General features: G+C 47.2%; 16 protein-coding genes. 7 read left to right on the top strand and 9 right to left on the bottom strand.

The window, feature by feature from the left end:
• Window positions 1-134: 134 nt before the first annotated feature.
• Both Q3F21_RS16935 and Q3F21_RS16940 read left to right on the top strand, forming a co-directional pair.
• On the top strand, window positions 135-701 hold the full coding sequence (locus Q3F21_RS16935; RefSeq protein ID WP_340255418.1) for a sigma-70 family RNA polymerase sigma factor: 567 nt from the start codon (window positions 135-137) through the stop codon (window positions 699-701).
• A complete protein-coding gene (locus Q3F21_RS16940; protein ID WP_340255421.1) occupies window positions 698-2,074 on the top strand; it encodes a DUF4179 domain-containing protein in 1,377 nt (458 codons plus the stop codon). Before Q3F21_RS16935 ends, Q3F21_RS16940 begins: the two co-directional genes overlap by 4 nt.
• Before the next feature lie 125 nt (window positions 2,075-2,199).
• Here the strand turns inward: Q3F21_RS16940 and Q3F21_RS16945 are convergent, their stop codons facing one another.
• The gene (locus Q3F21_RS16945; RefSeq protein WP_340255424.1) at window positions 2,200-3,495 is read right to left on the bottom strand and encodes an MBL fold metallo-hydrolase; all 1,296 of its coding nucleotides are present in this window, start codon (window positions 3,493-3,495) and stop codon (window positions 2,200-2,202) included.
• Window positions 3,496-3,728: 233 nt separating this feature from the next.
• On the opposite strand from Q3F21_RS16945, the gene Q3F21_RS16950 reads away from it, so the two are divergent.
• Both Q3F21_RS16950 and Q3F21_RS16955 read left to right on the top strand, forming a co-directional pair.
• The gene (locus tag Q3F21_RS16950) at window positions 3,729-4,949 is read left to right on the top strand and encodes a hypothetical protein (RefSeq protein ID WP_340255427.1); all 1,221 of its coding nucleotides are present in this window, start codon (window positions 3,729-3,731) and stop codon (window positions 4,947-4,949) included.
• A 257-nt stretch (window positions 4,950-5,206) separates the two neighbouring features.
• Window positions 5,207-5,401, top strand: a complete 195-nt coding sequence (locus Q3F21_RS16955; RefSeq protein ID WP_340255430.1) for a hypothetical protein — start codon at window positions 5,207-5,209, stop codon at window positions 5,399-5,401.
• Between the two features lie 326 nt (window positions 5,402-5,727).
• Here Q3F21_RS16955 and Q3F21_RS16960 read toward each other — a convergent pair whose 3' ends face one another.
• Window positions 5,728-7,302, bottom strand: a complete 1,575-nt coding sequence (locus Q3F21_RS16960) for an FAD-dependent oxidoreductase (protein WP_340255433.1) — start codon at window positions 7,300-7,302, stop codon at window positions 5,728-5,730.
• Window positions 7,303-8,117: 815 nt separating this feature from the next.
• Window positions 8,118-8,639, bottom strand: a complete 522-nt coding sequence (locus Q3F21_RS16965; protein WP_340255436.1) for a DinB family protein — start codon at window positions 8,637-8,639, stop codon at window positions 8,118-8,120.
• Between the two features lie 357 nt (window positions 8,640-8,996).
• Between Q3F21_RS16965 and Q3F21_RS16970 the strand changes: the two genes are divergently transcribed.
• Entirely contained in the window at window positions 8,997-9,251 is a 255-nt protein-coding gene (locus Q3F21_RS16970; RefSeq protein WP_340255439.1) for a YciI family protein, read from the top strand.
• 84 nt (window positions 9,252-9,335) lie between these two features.
• Here the strand turns inward: Q3F21_RS16970 and mutT are convergent, their stop codons facing one another.
• The 3 genes from mutT to hutG form a co-directional block, all read right to left on the bottom strand.
• Window positions 9,336-9,722: an 8-oxo-dGTP diphosphatase MutT gene (mutT, locus tag Q3F21_RS16975; RefSeq protein WP_340255442.1), complete on the bottom strand. Its 387-nt coding sequence runs from the start codon at window positions 9,720-9,722 to the stop codon at window positions 9,336-9,338.
• A 278-nt stretch (window positions 9,723-10,000) separates the two neighbouring features.
• On the bottom strand, window positions 10,001-11,188 hold the full coding sequence (gltS, locus tag Q3F21_RS16980; protein WP_340255445.1) for a sodium/glutamate symporter: 1,188 nt from the start codon (window positions 11,186-11,188) through the stop codon (window positions 10,001-10,003).
• Entirely contained in the window at window positions 11,172-12,158 is a 987-nt protein-coding gene (gene hutG / locus Q3F21_RS16985; protein WP_340255448.1) for a formimidoylglutamase, read from the bottom strand. The genes gltS and hutG overlap by 17 nt, the downstream gene beginning before the upstream one ends.
• A 121-nt stretch (window positions 12,159-12,279) precedes the next feature.
• Between hutG and Q3F21_RS16990 the strand changes: the two genes are divergently transcribed.
• Window positions 12,280-13,161, top strand: coding sequence for a LysR family transcriptional regulator (locus tag Q3F21_RS16990; RefSeq protein WP_340255451.1), 882 nt, complete (start codon window positions 12,280-12,282; stop codon window positions 13,159-13,161).
• 135 nt (window positions 13,162-13,296) lie between these two features.
• Here the strand turns inward: Q3F21_RS16990 and Q3F21_RS16995 are convergent, their stop codons facing one another.
• Together Q3F21_RS16995 and Q3F21_RS17000 are read right to left on the bottom strand one after the other, a co-directional pair.
• Window positions 13,297-14,799: a malate:quinone oxidoreductase gene (locus Q3F21_RS16995; protein ID WP_340255454.1), complete on the bottom strand. Its 1,503-nt coding sequence runs from the start codon at window positions 14,797-14,799 to the stop codon at window positions 13,297-13,299.
• 871 nt (window positions 14,800-15,670) lie between these two features.
• The gene (locus Q3F21_RS17000) at window positions 15,671-16,249 is read right to left on the bottom strand and encodes a hypothetical protein (RefSeq protein ID WP_340255458.1); all 579 of its coding nucleotides are present in this window, start codon (window positions 16,247-16,249) and stop codon (window positions 15,671-15,673) included.
• 42 nt (window positions 16,250-16,291) lie between these two features.
• Between Q3F21_RS17000 and Q3F21_RS17005 the strand changes: the two genes are divergently transcribed.
• The gene (locus Q3F21_RS17005) at window positions 16,292-16,666 is read left to right on the top strand and encodes a DDE-type integrase/transposase/recombinase (protein ID WP_340255461.1); all 375 of its coding nucleotides are present in this window, start codon (window positions 16,292-16,294) and stop codon (window positions 16,664-16,666) included.
• Between the two features lie 412 nt (window positions 16,667-17,078).
• Here Q3F21_RS17005 and Q3F21_RS17010 read toward each other — a convergent pair whose 3' ends face one another.
• Window positions 17,079-17,792, bottom strand: a complete 714-nt coding sequence (locus Q3F21_RS17010) for a hypothetical protein (RefSeq protein WP_340255464.1) — start codon at window positions 17,790-17,792, stop codon at window positions 17,079-17,081.
• Window positions 17,793-18,271 lie beyond the last annotated feature (479 nt).

The raw sequence follows: 18,271 nt of genomic DNA on the forward strand, positions 1-18,271 counted from the left end.
CACGACTGTTTCAACGACGGCAATATATAAAAGCCGGAGCCAAACCATCTGAATGGAGTCCATAGATAAAAATAAAGTTTTTTGTCACACTTTCCGCTTCGGCCGGATCGTTCTTAGTAGGAATAAATAATGAGGTGAAACGATTGAACGACTTGAAAACCCTGCCGATCACGCTCTCGAGGAGCCGGGAAGCGACCCTCAGATGGCTGATGCAGCAATACGGGGAAAACGTGTACCATCTGCTCTGCCTGACGGTCAAAAACCACGCGGTGGCGGAGGATATCACACAGGAAACATTTATCAAAGCGTATCGCGCCTTGGATTCATTTCGCGGCGAAGGGGACATCAAGCACTGGCTGTTCAAAATTGCCATGAATGAAGCGAAAAAGCACTTTCGCTCCTGGTCTTTCCGCCATATTTGGACGGTAGTGGATGAACGTTTGGGCAGCATGCTGGATCAGGAGGCGAAAGACAGCGTCGAGGAGGAAGTGGAAAACAGGCTGAATCGGGAAGACACCTTTCAAGTGGTCATGACTCTTGCCCCCATGTACAGGCAGGTCGTCATCCTGCACTATTACGAGGATTTGACGATCAAAGAGATGGCCCACATCCTGGGCGTGTCGCAGGAGGTTGTCCGGACCAGATTGAGCCGGGCGAGAAAGCAGTTGAGGAAGATTTTATCCAAGGAGGCCGAAAGATGAAGGAAGATCGCGTATGGAGAGAATTTGCCGAATCAGCCAAGCAGGAGCTTCGTCAAAAATATCCGTTCCGCCTGTCCGAGCTGGAAGCCAAAGTGATGGACAAGGTGCAGAAGCGAACCCGGCTGCACCTGTGGAAGAGGACCGCGTTGCTGGCCGGAGCCGCCGTTTCCTGCGCTCTCGTATTTGCCATGTGGAATCCGCTCAGACTCGGAGGCCTTTTCGAGAAGAACAGCTCGGTCCAGTCAACGGCGAAATTCGAATGGCAGACACCTGACGAAGGCTTTATCTATGCCCTTAACAACGGCTATCCTATCCTTCCTTCGGTGAAAAAGGAGCAAAACGATTACACCGTCGAAGTCAAGGATGCCATGGTCGACCAGCGCAGAATCGTTTATACGATGCTGATTTCCGGAGAGAAAATCGAGGAAATCGCGAGAGAAAAAGACAAAGAGAAAAAAGCGGACCTTATCTATAGAGAACTCTCTACGAATGTCGGCGAACTCGGGACAACAGGGGGTATATCCACAGAATGGAAGCAGATCGACGGTTCCCACTATCTCATCTACAAAGCAAGGTTTATTGTGGATGATATGGACACGATCCTGAAACAAGCGAATCCGGTCCTGCCCGTGCAGTTCGTAAAGCAATCCCATAATGGCGATGATGTGCTCGTGGAAGTCCCGCTGACGTTGCCGGAAGAGGTGGTCTCGGCCAAGAAAAGCATTCAGCCGACAGCCACAGATCGGCCCCAGCTCGGGAAACAAGACCTGCTTCGCGAACTCATCGTTAAAGAGATAGAATTGACGCCGACCCTTATGCGGGTGCAGGTACAGGCAAAAACGAAGGACGGTTTTGAACTTCAGAGCCTGTCAAATCCCCGCTTAGTGGATGATCAGGGGAAAGAGTACAACCCTATACCTGAAAATAAGTATTCCCCACTCCGAAGGTATGGGCACACGGCTGAATACTTCTATCTTGATATGATTCCTTCCTTGTATTTTGGCTCCGGTCCCAAAGAGCTGGCTCTGAAGTTTGATGGTGCCCTCGTTTCAACCCTCAAGACGGGCAGCTTTACGCTGGAGCGAAACGGGAAATTCCCGATGAAAGCACCGTTTGGAAACAAGAGCAGCCAAATCCTCCAGGTTTATTACAAAAATCAAAAGCTTCACGTGGTACTGCCCGGGGAGTTGCTGACAGAAGAAACCCGCTTGAAGGTGGACGGAGTAGATTACGACGATGAAGTTTTTCAAGACGGTGCCTTTATACGCACATACCCTGTTCCGCAAAAGGATGTTTATCAGGTCGAGACGCAGAGAAACGATGTTCAGAAAATCGACATGGATGGGCTCGTTCCCATTATTGGCGGCAAATAAAGAATGCGGGTGTTCTGTACGACGATGCCCCCCACCTTCCGAGGCGGGGGGTGTTTTTTTAAGGGGCGAAATGCTAAAAAAGCTGGATTCTCTAGGGCCTAGTCCCCTATTTTCGCCATCTCTCCCTATCTTCTCGCTACCTTTTCCCATAAATACTTGACCGCGAATTTGAAAAACGGCCCATTCCATCCCATATACACACCGAAATTATTCAACTGGGCAACATGTCCCAACATGACAAAACGCGCAAATCGGGCGTGCTTCCCTTTTGGAGCTTGCAGTCTTCCGTTGATCCGAAGCGTGCTCCAGCCCCACAGATGATTGAAGCAGTAATTCAGCGCTTCGGAGGACAATTCGACATCGCAATCGACCGGATTTTGCCGGATTTCTTCCAACCCACGTGCCAATGAAAAGCGGAGTGCTTTTTGGCAGTCCGGCAAATAAAAGATCACAGGCCTTGCGATTCGCAAAAACAACCGGTTGTTCCTACTGTTTATGACTTCTTTACATCTTTCACTGCTCTTGAACAATTCCTCCCATCCTACCTTCTCAGAAGCAAGAAGAGCAGGTGCAGCGGCCATCGTTTTGTAGTCTTCCGCATAAAGCGCAAGCGCTTTGCTGCTGTCGTGCTTTTCATCAGGAATCCATGTATCGCCGGGGTACAAAATGACCGGAGTCGCGTCCGTTTCCTCCCGGAGCAAACGGTACACATCATCCACTTTATTTATGGCATCGTTCATGTAATAGTTTTCCTCATGGCAAAACCAGGCAAAGCTGGCGAAGGGAATGACGTATTTCGGCTGAAAGATTTCCACCTGCTTTTTTACGCGTCCCAGCTTTTCCGCTGCCCGCCTCTGGCGGAGCGGGAAGTCTTCCTTGTTTCCTGCCCAGCCGGCATAGGAGAACTGGGTCCACAGTATGTCAACGTTGCCGACATGCTTTTGGATGTCCTTCGCTTCCTTTTCCGTGCCGACCTCGCAGTCATTGAGGTTCAAAATCGTAGTATCCTTTGTCTTGATGCACAGCCAGGAGTCTCCCACAGGATAGGGCCTGCACAAGACCGACACCCCGGGAGCCAGCGTATGCCACTTGTCCGGATGCAATTCGATTACCTCCCGGAAGCCAAATGCTTTGCACCAGTCTACCACTTTTTTATCCTCCGTTTTTTGATAGAGGATGGTTATGCGTTTGCGTTGTTCTTCAGGAATTCTTCGCAAACTGTGCGGATGAAAATGATCCGGATGCTCGTGCGAAAACCAGATATGCGTAATGTCCGCAAATGCCTCTGACGAAAAGCGCGATTTGGCCAACAAGCCCCAGCCATTATCGAAAGCGGTTCCCTCCAGCCAAGGATCCGTCATTACTTTGATTTTGTCGTACTCCCATACAAAAGACGCGTGGTTGACCATCTGAAAATTCATGCGAACTGTTCTCCTTGTAAGTAAGCTTGTTTTCAATAAGGATGATCCTGCCCGAGTGGCGAGTGTGACACGCATCCTCTCATTTTTTCGGGTTACATGCGAGGCAAGTCATGACAACGCCTCGTACAAAGGATTTTCCTGCCTGTTCCTTTTCCGAAGCTGTGTCACGATTTGTCCGTCGGCAGGATCATTACAAGTGAACAGCACGCAAACAATCGAAAGGAAGATTGGACATGAACAAGCAATCACTCATCACCGTAAGCATGGCAGCGCTGTTGTTCTCGGCAGCGTCCCCTCTCGCAGCAGTCAACGCTCAAACAGGCAAGGCGTTGGCCGCCAGCCAGCTTCAAGCCATCACGATTGATCAGGTAATCGAGGAAATCGGAAAGAAACAGCCTGTACCGCTCTATCTGGAGGCTACGCTTACCGCAAAGAAAACCGAGAAGAATCGAGAAATCACAATCGTGAAACAGGCGAAAACATGGGACAACGCTGCAAAAGGAGAATGGCGGCAGACCGTCACAGATGGAAAAAAAGTGAAGCATACGGTAGGCAAGGCAGGGCAGGTGACGGAGTATCAGGAAGGAGGAAGAGCCCTGGAATATGCGGCGAAGGTAGTCCCCTACCATAGCCAAATCACCAAGGCCAAGCGTGAATTGCAACGGTTGAAAGCAGCGGCACCCGGCGCTAAAACGGCGATCGCGGTAAAGGAAGAAACGCTGCTTACACGCGCCGTCTACTATATTACGAAAACAGAAGAACTGACGATTGAAGGAATGGCTCACACGTATGCAGACGAGCTGTGGCTGGACAAAGAATCCGGAGTGCTGCTCAAACGGACATACACCCACAACAATGCACCCGTTTTCCAATACGCGGTAGACAAAATAGACTTGAAGCCGGTATTTGACGATAAAACATTTGTGCTGGACCTGCCGGCGCAAATAAAGCCGAGCACATTTCCCCAAGGGCTGGAAAAATCGCTGGCCGATCTGGTGAAGCTGATGCCGGAGCTTGAGCAGTACAACGATTTTGATGACTTAGGCGTCGAGGGCGACCTCCATCTTGTGAAAATGTACGAGGTCCAGGAAGATATATACAATGGCTTTGCTCCGCGATCGGAAGCTATCGTCGCGTTTGACCTCAGAACCGGTACTTTGAACAAGGCAATGTTCTTTAGCCTCGACTGGCCGTCCGACCAGCGCCCCGCTGACAAGCTGGCAAAGGAGAAGGCGGAAGCATTCTTGAAGCAGCTGTTTGGCGATCAGGCTGCCAACTATAAGGCAGCCGAGAAGGTTGAGGAGAGCGGCATTGGAACCATCGTGGAAGACAAGGAATTCAACTGGGCGACAGCAGACGTGACGTTCCACCCCCAGAACGATCCGAAAGGAAAAAGCATTACGATTTCCGTTGACAAAGCTGGACACGTCGTCGGATTAGCCTATTCGATCTGACAAGTGGCTGAAACGTTGACGAAAGACACAACGTGCAACAAGGCTTGGGGACTTCAAGGCCCCTTGTCGCCGCCCAGGCGCAAGCCGACTCCTGTGATCTGCAGGAGTCGGCTTTTTTCGTTCATCGCATCCAAATGAACGATAACCCAAGATTGTTATCTTATCGTTTCTTTCTGCGAACATTCGTAAATATCGCGATCGTTTGTATCTTTTCATCCTTTTATGTAAAATAATGAAAAACAAGAGGAGTAGAAACCATGAACAAGCTTGAAAAAATCATTGTCCTCGTTTTTAGCTTTCTTTTCTTCCCGATCGGATTGATCATGTGGATTGTTTCAATGGTAAGCAAAAACCCTGATGTGAAAAAAATCGGTCGCACGGCTTTATACGCCGCTTGCTTGTCTTTCTGTATCCAGATTGCTATAGGGATTATGAATTTCATTGTAAGTTAGAAAAACGCACTTACGTTCGTGTTTATCAAGAAGGGAGGATTCATGCAGATACTGAAATTGCTGTTGATTCTTTTTTGGACGGTTACGATCTATTCGCTGGCAAGTGCCTTATCGGGTCATGCGACTGATAGCCGGCTCTCGGCAATTTCATGGATTTTATCGCTGATCGCATCAACGCAGCTAGTACGAATGTTCACGGATGGCAAGGACCGGTGAGGTGTTTGTATGGGCTCACGATGAACAAAAAAACTGAGCCCGGCAACATGCCGAACCCAGCAGCTTGGATAGGATTGTTTCAAGCTGTTTCCTCATCGAACAAACTGCGTCTACACCGCGTACATTGTCGGCCAGAAGTACTCTACACCTTCCGCGTACAAGAATGCCTGGAACTGTTGCAGCTCTGCGGGCGTATTGCGGACAGCGCGGGGAGTCAGACCGTACTCCAGGCAGTACGCCGCCAAATACCCGGCAACCTCGCCGACGTTCCACTCTACCGGATGGAGACGGAAGCAGCCATTGGTTATGTGGGTGACGCCAAGGTTTTTCGCCGCAGGCAAAAGGTTGTTGACTCGCACGGGTATGAGGCTGCCCAGCGGAATTTGGAACGGGTAGGTTGAGACGTCGACGTAATTGCGGTTTGCGGTGCTCGGATGCAAATCGATCCGATAGCTCCCGACCCCGATGGAATCGTGGAATTCTTCCGCTTTACCCGTTAGTCGGCATGCGGCGCTGACATGTTGCTCCAATACGGTGAATTCCGCCTTGATCCGGCGGGACTCGCGAATGTACGGGTACATCGCAAGCCCATCCGCTGTACCGACTACATCCTTGCGCAATCGCAGGCCTGGATACCCCTGCCCCCCATCCGGGCGCGGCGCCTCCGTTTGCATCCAGTACAGAAGAGACATGCTGAGTTGTTTCGCCAGGTAGAGATGGCGTTGCCGCTCTTCCTCAGACACATCGATAATGGAGCCTAGCCAGTAGTCGTTTTGCGGCCAGTTGACGAGGGAGACGCCGCTTTTGTACAGACCGTCCCGGAAATTTTTCGGATCCGCGATCTGGCGATACGTGAAGAGCGGAAAATACTCGGTTCCCGGGAACAGCTCATATCGTACAGCTTCCGTGGTGTCCCGCGGATTGGAGCCTGTCCAGTTGAGCAGCTTGTCCGGCCAGAAATCCGGTTTGTAGCTTCTCCAGAAGTCGTACGTTTCCGGCCTTTCGATCCTATGATCTTCGCCCTCCAGATAATCCATGGCGAAGCAGTACGTAAACGCCTGAATATCGTTTGGCTGCGGCGGGCCGTCGACGGCGTTTGGCTCGCCTGTCTCCTCCACTGATTCTGCTCCGAGTACATATTCCACGCCTGCTAGTGGAAGCACGTCGCCACATTCGGTAGCATCCAGGAAATAAGGAGCCGCGAGTTCGATATGCTCATGATGTCTTGTATCTTCTACAACGATGGACAGCACCTCATCGCCGTCCACACAGACGGAATGAAGCTTGTGGTTGGTCAGAACAGTCAATCTGCCACTGTTTATATAGGGAGCGAGCATCTGATAAAAAACAGCCAGAGCAACACGCGGCTCGTGGCAGAGACGGCTTACGGAGCCATTGCCGGGGTTCAGATTGGGAATCGCTCGGGCTTCGGCTGTCATAGGATAGTGGCTGCGGTAATAATCGCGCACACTGTTGCGGAATGTGCGGTAGCTTCGCGTGCAGCCAAACTGTTCAATCCATGGGTGCTCATCCGGCGGCACTGCTTGACTCGTAAATTGACCGCCAATCCACTTTGTTTCCTCCATCATAATGACAGACTTTCCTGATTTAGCGGCGGCCAGAGCTGCTGCACATCCGCCGGTGCCTCCGCCAATAATCACAACATCCGCATGAAGTTCTCTCATTCTTCCCCCTCGCTTTCTCCAGTTTTTGAGTGCTTTCTACTTATAGTTACGATGAATTACCAAATTATGTTTCATTAATTATAAAATTTCCTTTTTCTGCTTTTCTTCGAGAAATAAGTAGATCCAATCGGAACACGCTAACGGTATCCTGCCACCTCTCCAAAATAAAAGCAAAACCCCCTGCTTTGACAGGGACGCAGATTGCTAGAATGTGTTATTTATTTAGAAGCTTGTGCGAACGCTAACAGAAAAAACCCCCGGATGATCCGAGGGTCGTTGATGGAAGTTTTCATGTTTGCTAAATGTTTCTGCTGTAAACATTAGATTCTCCGGCACGCTTGCCTCCTTCGACAATCATCCGGAAAAAATACAAGCCCGAAGCGCGATCGGGGAGTCGGATATTCAGATAGCTTGTAGTGGATGTAACAGGTCTGTCGGTCTCTGCATCTACCCATATATCCTGGTCTGTCGAGTACTGAAATCTTACCGAGGCAGCCCCAACAGGCTCCGAAAAGGTTAAAAAAACCCATACGGAACCATTCGCACTTTTCGTTACTCCATCTGCTCGCAAATTTGAAATTGGCGTTGGTTCTTCGCTTTTCCCGACTTATCTCCTCTAAAGGTGAGGAGCTTCGTTCGAGCCTACACCGTGCGGGCGACTTTCATCGCACACGGCGTTCCATCAACGGATAAGAAGACTATACAACGGGCAAGCCTAGCATAGACCAGCTTCAAACAGTTGTCTGCTATCGAAAGTTAATTTTCTCTGAAGGAACGACCTTTTTTCCAGTCATTACATTTTTACATGCATTACACTATTTCAATATACCCACATACTCTTTCCAAGGTCCCACATCCGCTCTGTATCTTTCAGCCATTACCCGTACGATTTGAGCTATATGTGTTAAATCGTGAACAACCCACGTAGACAGCAGTTCTCTGACCTTCACTACACCGAATGCGGGGTGTGAGCCAGTTAGATTAAGCTGCGATTCCGATTCAACAATCTCCTTTAGTTTGGTGATATTTTGCATCCGAATCGTTTTAAATTCCAGCAGCTTTTGTTCCATCGATCTTTCAAGCTTTTCATTTAAGTGCGAATAACGGTCAAACGGGGGAAATGGTTTCCCCTCTCCTTCCTGAAGCATAAATTCCAGCCTCGGTATCCAATTACGTTTTTCTCCCTCTATCAGGTGCTCAATCACTTCAGAGACGTTCCATGTTCCTTCGCCTTCATTGCATTGCAGCCATCCATTGGATACACCGGACAAAAAATACTCCAAAGCCTGTGGCGTTCGCTCGAGAATTTCAATGGCTTCTTTTAGATTAAAATTCATAGACTTGCTCCTTTCTTTACTTACTGTCGAGGACTCTCTCCTTTCTTCACGTGTCTGCTCATGTAGTACTTGTCGCTGTTACGAATGGAAGAACAATGAAGTCGTTCCCTCAGGTCCTTCCAGAGTCCAGTGTTTACCTGCAAAGAATGGTGCAACAAAACCAATTCATAATTTTTGTCGCTTGCAGAGAACGGATTCAAATCCTCGGGCAGAAACTTTTCCGTATTGCGCAAATAAATGATTTTGTCTTTGTGCAAACTGGCGAGAAGAATATACAACCATATCCTCATGCTCTCCGGCAAAAACCAGAGAAGCTTGTGTTACAATAACACAAAAACTGTTTCACAAGGAGAAACCATGAACCGATATTTGCTCATAACCAATCGAACCGAAAGCTTCAATTCAGCCGACATTCCCGGACATTACGAACATTTGGAACAATTAAAGAGAAGCAACCGCCTCGAGCTATACGGACCTTTTAGCGATGTTTCGGGCGGGGCATACCTTATCAAAGCAGAGTCGCTGGAAGAAGCCATTGCCATCGGAAACGCTGACCCCTTAATCAAATCGGGTTCTTCTTCCTTGACCGTAAAAGAATGGATGACCAAGTAGCATAGCTTCCCTGTTAAAACGTCTGTTTTGGAGGCGTTTTTTCTTTTTAAAGAACCAAACCAAGCATTTCAGCGTTTCAAGCAATTAAACGTTCTCCTGCAGCATTTGCACAAACTTCAAATCTGCCGGCGCAAACGAATACTCTTGAAGTTCACTGGGATGTACCCAACGAAACTCATCATGATCTGTCAGGACGATTTCACCGCCAGCATATTTCGCTTTGTATGCCGTCAAACGAATAGGAGTGGAGCCGTAACGATGATCGTTCACGCCAAAGAGCTCGTACGGATCGATTTCAATATTCATCTCTTCCAGCAATTCCCGTTTCAGGCAAGCCTCAACGCTTTCTCCCTCCTCGATTTTACCGCCGGGAAATTCCCACATTCCTTCCTGAGACTTTCCCTTTTTACGCCTTGCAATCAATACTTGCCCTTGTTCATTTCCAATAATAGCTGCGGCTACCTCAATCATCTGTGTCACGCCCTATAACTTTTTGCTGCTGGCACAACCGCGAGCAGCTCGGAATTCCCTTTATACTGGTATTATCTGTATTTCATTCTTGCCGAATTCCATGTTTATTTCAAGCTTGTTTTCTAGACGAAATCCTTTCCTGTCCCGGTATAAAAGGAACCTAAAACGTTGGAGGACCCAATCAAAGAAGGTTCTTCCCCCGCTCTCCAGAGCATTGTTGAAAACAAAAAATCCTTCCAGCCGGACAATTTCCAGCATGGAAGGACTTTATCGTCATCTTATTTGAACAAATTGATCGTCGTAATAATGATCGGCATGCCGAACACATCTATCAGAAAGGCCCCTACAATCGGAACGACCAGGTAAGCTTTTCGCGAAGGCCCAAAACGTTGGGTCACTGCAGCCATATTCGCCATTGCGTTTGGCGTAGCGCCAAGGCCGTGTCCGGTAAACCCTGCGACCATTACTGCGGCGTCATAGTTTTTGCCAAGCAAGCGGAACAAAACGAGAGCGCCGAACAGAACGATAAAGACGACTTGTACGAAGACGATCACAAGCATTGGCAGCGCGAGGCTGGCCACTTCCCACAATTTAATACTCATAAGTGCCATAGACAGGAAGATGCCAAGCGTCACATCGCCAATCAGATTGATGCTCTTCATGTCGATTGCATCCGGTTTGAATTTATCGACTATGTTTCGCACGATGACCGCCACGAACATGGCTCCCACATAACCCGGCAGAACAAAGCCGGTTGCCGACGAGAACAGCTCTCCCAGGTACGTTCCCAATGCCATGCAGAATGTAATGAGTAGGACCTGGATGAAGAACGTATTTGTCGTAATCGGTTCGACCTTTTCCTCTACTTGTGCAGCTCCCTCTTCCGTTTCGGTTGGCTTTAGGTCGTATTTGGACACCAGATACTTTACAGTCGGTCCGCCTACCAACCCGCCGGCTACAAGACCAAAGGTAGCTGCCGCAATCCCGATAGCCAACGCCGATTGAATCCCCATATCTTCAAGCGTTTGTCCAAATGCGCCTGCCGCTCCGTGTCCGCCTTCCATGGAAACCGCCCCTGCCATCATCCCGATCAGCGGATGAATGCCGAACAGCGAAGCCAAGGAGACGCCGATCACGTTTTGCATCAAAGCGAGGAATCCGCAGGCAATCCAGTAAATGACGAGCAGCTTGCCGCCCAATTTAATGAGCTTGAAGCTCGCTCCCAGTCCTACCGTCGTAAAGAACGTGAGCATAAACAAGCTTTGCAGCGAAGTATCCAATGTAATTTCCAAAATTCCTGTCGCCTTCAGGGTCGTTGCGATGATGGCAAACAACAGTCCTCCTACAACTGGTGCGGGAATACAGAACTTTTGCAGGAATCCGGCCTTTTTTACGAGGAAAGTTCCCAATACGAGCAGAGCTACTGCGAGAAAAATCGTGGTTACTTGATTAAGTGCCAACGTCATAGTTGTCTCCCCCTAAGAATCTCATGATGACTTCATTTGTCAGATAAGCACCTAATTTTACGGTTCTGCCGTTTTCGTCCAAGACTGGATTCACTTCGCAAATATCAAAAGAAAGCGTTTTCTTATGAGCTGCAACTGTGCGGAGCAAGCTTCGGACAACCATCGGCGTCAATCCAAAAGGCGATGGAGCGCTGACTCCCGGCGCAAACGCCGCATTGAACACATCGGTACAAAGCGTAAGCATGACATGGTCGTGTTTTTCGATGAATGCATGTAACTCGGTAGCGATACCGTCCATCCGGTCTCCGGTCATATCTTCCTCATACATGTACCGGACACCGAGTTCGTCTGCTTTGTCAAACAGCTCCTGTGTATTGCCGAAGCGCTGGATCCCAAGCACAAAATAACGGCTGTTTTTGTCCTGCTCCAGTATTTGCCGAAACATCGTCCCGGAGGAAGGCTGGCTTTCATAGGAGCGCAAATCGAAATGAGCATCGATATTAATGATTCCCAGCGAAGCATCTTTTCCGATATGTTTTCGGACGCCCAAATAATGTCCATACAGCGTCTCATGTCCTCCGCCCAAAATAATCGGGGTCATCGACTTCGCGAAAATAGCGGAGACGGCCCGGCCCAATTCTTCCTGGGCTTCTTCGAGCTTTTCGTTTTCACAGCGAATATTCCCCACATCGATAATACGGTTGCCTTCCTGAAGCTTCCAGGGAAGGCTTGCAAGCGCTTGCCGAATTGCGTTCGGAGCTTTGGCAGCGCCTATCCGGCCCTGGTTGCGCCTGACTCCTTCCTCGCATTCAAACCCGATAATGGCACATGTGCTGTCCGTGGAAGACTGCCACTTATCCAGGTCAACCAATTCCACAACCTGATGGTAGCGAAAACTGCTTCTTCTTTCCGTATGATCTGTCCGGCCGGTCCATACATCAGCTGAAACTTTCGTAGGCAATCTTTTCATCCTTTCTGAACCTTCTGAAGTAGATGTTGTTTTTTGATTATATAATGACATACTTATTATTTCTAATATATAATTTAAATAATTTTATAGTTTCAGGCTATAAATAGAGGTGGAAATTATTGTGGATATCAAACAATTGTATTACTTCGTGACCGTTTCCGATCAGTTGAGCTACTCCAAAGCCGCGCAAAAACTGCATATCTCGCAGCCTTCGCTGAGCAACGCCATTAAAAATCTGGAGCAAGAGGTAGGCTCTCCCCTGCTTGAAAGAAATACGCGAAAAATGGAGCTGACTGACGCTGGTAAAATTTTATATAAAAAAGCGATTTCGCTGCTTTCCCAGATGGATATGTTGAAAAAAGAAATGGAAGAAGTAAAGCTGACCGGCAGCGGGGAGTTAATCGTGGGGATCATCGAGTCGGTGAAGCATTGGATTCCGAAAGTGATCCACGAGTATCAAGGGCGTTATCCTTCCATTAACATCAAGCTGATCGAAGTGCTGGGCGGAAAAGCCGTGAAGGAGTCGTTGCGGAAGTATCATACGCATTTGCTTATTACGAACCAGTATGTAAATGAAGAGGATATCGAGTCAATCCCTTTGTATGATGAACGATTGGTGCTCGTGCTGCACAGGGATCATCCTTTGGCGCGGAAGGAAATCGTCCATTTGAAAGAGCTGGAAGGAGAGCCTTTTATCATTAGTACGGAAGGGTTTCAGACGAGGGAGGATATTTTAACGGCCTTTTCCATTGAGCAAGTGACTCCGCACATCAAGTTTGAAATTGAACGGTTTGAGACTGCTTTAACCTTGGTTCGGGAAAATTTGGGGGTTACGATTATTCCCGAGAATTATTTGGCTGAATCGACGGATGCTTCTATCGTTTGGAAGGAGATTGATTCGCCGGCATTGGAGAGGACGGTTTATTTGATGTATATGCGGAATCGGTATTTGGCTCCGGCGGTTCAGGCTTTTCTCCGGGGGATTCGGGGGAGGTTTGGGTGAGGAGTGAAGGGAACGGGAATCCACTTTCAGTAAGAAGATGCTCATTCTTCCGTTACCAAAGATTGCAGACAACACGAAACGGCCTTTCGTCCCATGGAATTCAGGACGAAGGCCGCTTTTTATTAATGTAATAGTCTACCTGGCAAGGGCCAGTTCACTGTGCAGACCAAGCGTCCGCGCTGTTGAATCATGAATTTCGTCAAGAAGCGCTGTGTTTTTCAGCAATGACAAGCCATAAGAGGGAATCATTTCTTTTATTTTCGGTTCCCACGCTTGCAAATGTTGCGGGAAGCATTTTTTTATTACGTCAAGCATGACGGAAACGGCGGTAGAAGCACCCGGAGAAGCGCCGAGCAATGCGGCTATCGATCCGTCAGCGGCACTAATCACTTCCGTACCAAATTGAAGCGTTCCTTTGCCGCCGGCAGCCGTATCCTTGATCACTTGCACACGTTGGCCCGCGACCACTATATCCCAATCCTCGCTTTTGGCGTTCGGGATAAATTCGCGCAATTCTTCCATGCGCTGTTCTTTCGACAACATCACTTGCTGAATCAAGTATTTTGTCAATGGAACGTTTTTTGCGCCCGCTGCCAACATCGTTAAGACATTGTTCGGTTTTACGGAGCCCAGCAAATCAAACATGGAACCGGTTTTCAAAAACTTTGGCGAGAAGCCGGCAAACGGTCCAAACAGCAATAATTTTTTATTGTCGATGAATCGTGTGTCAAGATGCGGAACAGACATGGGAGGAGCGCCAACCTTGGCTTTGCCGTACACCTTTGCGTGATGCTCCGCCACCACATCCGGATTTTTACACACCATAAACAGTCCGCTTACCGGGAATCCTCCAATATGTTTCCCTTCAGGAATACCCGATTTTTGCAGCAATGGCAGGCTTCCACCGCCGCCGCCGATAAAGACGAATTTTGCCGTATGGCGCTCGACGGTACCGCTGTCGACATTGCGCACTTTCAATTCCCACGAGCCGTCGCTCGCACGTTTTATATCATCCACATTGTGTTTGAACTTGATCTCGACGTTTTTGCTTTGCAAGTGGTCAAACAACATGCGTGTTAAGGCGCCAAAGTTGACATCCGTTCCAGAATCGATTTTTGTTGCCGCTACAGGTTCTTGCACTGTCCGGTCTTTCATAATAAGCGGAATCCATTCCATCAATTTGGCCGGATCATCGGAGAATTCCATTCCTCGAAACAGCGGATTGTTTGCCAGCGCTTCAAAACGTCTTTTTAGGAACGTTACATTTGTTTCCCCTTGTACGAAACTCAAATGAGGCAATGGCCTGATAAAGTCCTCTGGATTGCGAATCAGATTGCTGTTTACAAGATAAGACCAAAACTGTTTGGATACCTGGTACTCTTCATTAATTTTGATCGCTTTGCTAATGTCTACGGAGCCGTCCGGCTTTTCGACGGTGTAGTTTAGCTCGCACAGCGCTGAATGTCCCGTTCCCGCATTATTCCATTCGTTCGAGCTTTCCTCTCCTGCGCTTCCGAGCTTCTCAAACACTGTAATGTTCCAGTCCGGTACCAACTCTTTCAGCAGTGTACCCAAAGTTGCACTCATGATTCCGGCACCAATTAAGATAACGTCTGTTTTGGTTTGTCTGTCGCTCATGTTTACCGTCCTACCTCGCTAATATTTGAAGAAAAGATGTAGGCGCTCCTGCTTAGACTCCACAACAAGCCAAGGTGCTACCTATTCACACACCTTTTCTGCATAAATGATAACCTAACTAATAGTGTATCACTATTATATATAGAATAAAATATTTGCTATTAAATGGATTGCAAAATGCTATTAAAAAGCCGGGAAATTTCGGCAATGACATACTGTTGCCGATAAGAAGCGAGAAGCTGTCCACGGGTCAGCTTTCGAATCTCGGGAGAATATGTAAATGAGTGCCTGATCCAGTAGAAATTGCTTTGCCAACGCCAACAGGTCTGTCTCGTTCATAGTTAAAACCTACCTTTCAGTAAATTCCAACCAAGAGAAATCGCACCGATCAAGGCGTCAATCTGCCCATTCCTGTTGTCTTCGTTTTGCTTCTAATTTTCCGCGATTCGGCTTTCCAACGGGGCCATGGTCCTTACTAGCTCGTCTAACCTTTATTCGCCGCCCTTGCGCTTTGCAGGGCGTAGATCGCCAGCTTCTCGGTTTGTTCTATCTTACCGGACATCACGGACCATTACTTAATCTCTGTTTCGATGCTCCCAATTTCTACCGGATTCTCGGTAGTCCTTTATGTAAGCCCTTTATTTCGTCCACGGCCCTTTCACCCTCCTCCCCCCTTCGGGCAATAAAAATAGTCCGATTAGTTCAATGCTCACTGTCTTCGTTTGTTAGAAAGCAAAGAAAAACCCTTAGAATTTTTAAGGGTAATATCTAAAGAATAGTTGATGAAAGTTACAAAGTTTTACTCAACAATACGGATCATTTACAACGGGCCATTTAACAGGAAAATGATCAAGCACAAGTCACAATTTGGTCATGGGCTGCCGCATTTGTAGCAGTTCTCCATGAAAAAAACGCTTCTCTCATTACGAGAAAAGGCGTTTACGCTACCTAGTGTCGGATAATACATATCACCCGATAATTTTGAGCCTTTTATCACTACATATTGTGTTCCAGTATCGTCCCGATTTTCATATGCATAAGCTTTCTCAAAACTATTCATCACATCCTTAAGGCTGCTTCCGATTCCAAATCCACGATCCGTTTTGATACCAGAGGGCTCGTTCACTTCAATTGAAACTACGCCTCCAGTTGGGGCATCTAGTGAAATATTCGGCCCCCCTGAGTGGTAAAACGCGATGTAGAGATTATACTCTTTGTAAAACCACAGCGGGAATGGCGTTGCAGGGAGAAAACTTTTAGCTCTCGGTTCACCAAGCAGGCTTAGAACAGTTTCCCGTGTATCACCGATATGAATTCCAGCAACAACAATATTCTCTACGCCTGAAATGTCGCGAGAAACTCGAACGATGGATTCCCAGAATCTTCTTCGATTCCAGGCAGTTGTAAGGCATTCCGAAAGTGTGGCATACATTAAAAACAAGGTATTCACGTTTGTCAGAAGACCGTTGCTCGCATCATGTAGGAACTGGGGTTGAAATCCCGTACCGTTAAGAAGTATAAGGCGACGACAAATTCGAAACACAACCTGCTCGTAGCGGAAAACGTCCTGAATCAATCGTTTGTTGCGGAAAAGCCCAACCAGGTCCGGATGGCGGACATTCCGACAGACGAAGGCTGGTTGTATCTCGTCAGTCTGGAGGATCTGTGCGGACGTAAGATCGTCGGATTTCAGATGCGCGAGCGAATGACCAAAGAGCTCTGCCTGAAGGCGCTGGATCAGGCGTATCGCCATCAGCGGCCAAAAGGAACCGTGTTGCATCATTCTAATCGCGGGAGCCAGTATCGAGTCGTTCCACAGCGTGCTGAAAAAAGAGCTCGTTTACCTGCACAAATTCAAAACCAGTAAAGAAGAAAAAGATTTTTGACGTGCTTTTACAATGGAAAAAGAATCCACTCCTCTATCGGGTATCTTACGTCCAATAAATACGAACGTACGCTCCGTTCAGCTGCGTAATTCTCTCGTTTAGGTGTCCAATTTATTGACGGAAGTCCATAACGTTGTTTCTGAACTTAAATTAGAAGAATACATTAAAAAGTGATTTTAACACCCAAATAATAATCACGAGAAAAATATATTCCAAAACTTTATATTGTAAAGTGGTTCTATTTTTAGAAAACATGTATTTAAAGAGCATGAAAAAAAGTATTCCAGTAGCAATTCCTAATAGATCGCTTATGCTAAAGATACCCATACCTCACCAGCTCCCCAACAAGATACAATCAGAAAGGGGAAGCAAATGTGCCTCCCCGTTAAATTATCACTTTACGACCCACTGTTTATAGGATACCGTTCCATCCTCTTCAACCTCAAAACGAACACGGTATTTCCAACTGTTGTCCTTACCTGTTTTACTAATGTAGATTAGCGAAATCTCTGTTCCTCTATTTGGAACTGGAGTGGAGATAATATCGCCCCAAAGTGGAATTTGCTCTTGTGTCATATATCCTAAAACAGCCATAGCATAGTCTGCATATTGAAACGGCTTTTCCCCTCTATCTTTGAGCTTTAATAACCGCGCCATATAAGGTATTTTACCACCGATCTGAAAACTGACGTACGTACCGTAACCTTCAGCTGCTCTCTGAGCAAACTGTCCAGAATATTGATTCCACCATGTTTGTGTAAAATTTTGGGTGTAGTAATACAAATCAGGTCGCTTCATCACTACCAGTTTTCCCTTATGAACAGTATACTCTACTGGTATCTCGTCGCCAATCCAAATCATTTTTGTTTTCTTCTTAATAACATCATCGCATCCACAATCTTCTTTTGAAGGTTTTATTGTTCTGTCATTATCGGGCCGTATATCGGGACTGTTCTTCCATGTCTCGTCAACAAAAGTTTCCGCAGTTTCGATGCCTTCTAAATCACTGATTACAGCGACGTTTCGATGTTGAGATTCCTTTGCGAAAGAGGTACAAGGTACTGCTAATAATACTGTACATAAAATAGACGCCATAAATTTCTTCATTATAATCTCCTCCATTTGGAATATTTTTCGTATTATGGATACATAATATAATTTACCACCTTTTTTTGGGAATGGGTATTTTTTCCTATTTTCTATTTTTTCCAATTTTAAATACTGAGTGGAATCATCTTTCAAGTAAAAGATGTCTTTCCTCGAACGAGAGAGACGTCACTGTGTCTACTCCAATAAACCCCAGCATTAAAATCCAGTTCCAATGGTTCGTTTAATAATGAGACTATTAGTTCTTTTTCCTAGATAGAGAGGGGCTGACTCGCTTCCTTGTATAGTCATCAACGCCTCGTATGACCCACCCCTGTTGTATATTGCACAATAGAAATGCCTACTATTGCAGCGTAAAAATGCTCAAGACAGATAACAAAAAAGGCACTTGTCAGCATCACTACTTCCTCCTACCGTTCCTTTTCGAAAAAATAGGCGAAACCCATTTACCAAATGACGAAAGTAAGGTATTCTTGTCC

The sequence above is a fragment of the Brevibacillus borstelensis genome (assembly GCF_037834415.1).
Lineage (GTDB): Bacteria > Bacillota > Bacilli > Brevibacillales > Brevibacillaceae > Brevibacillus > Brevibacillus borstelensis_A.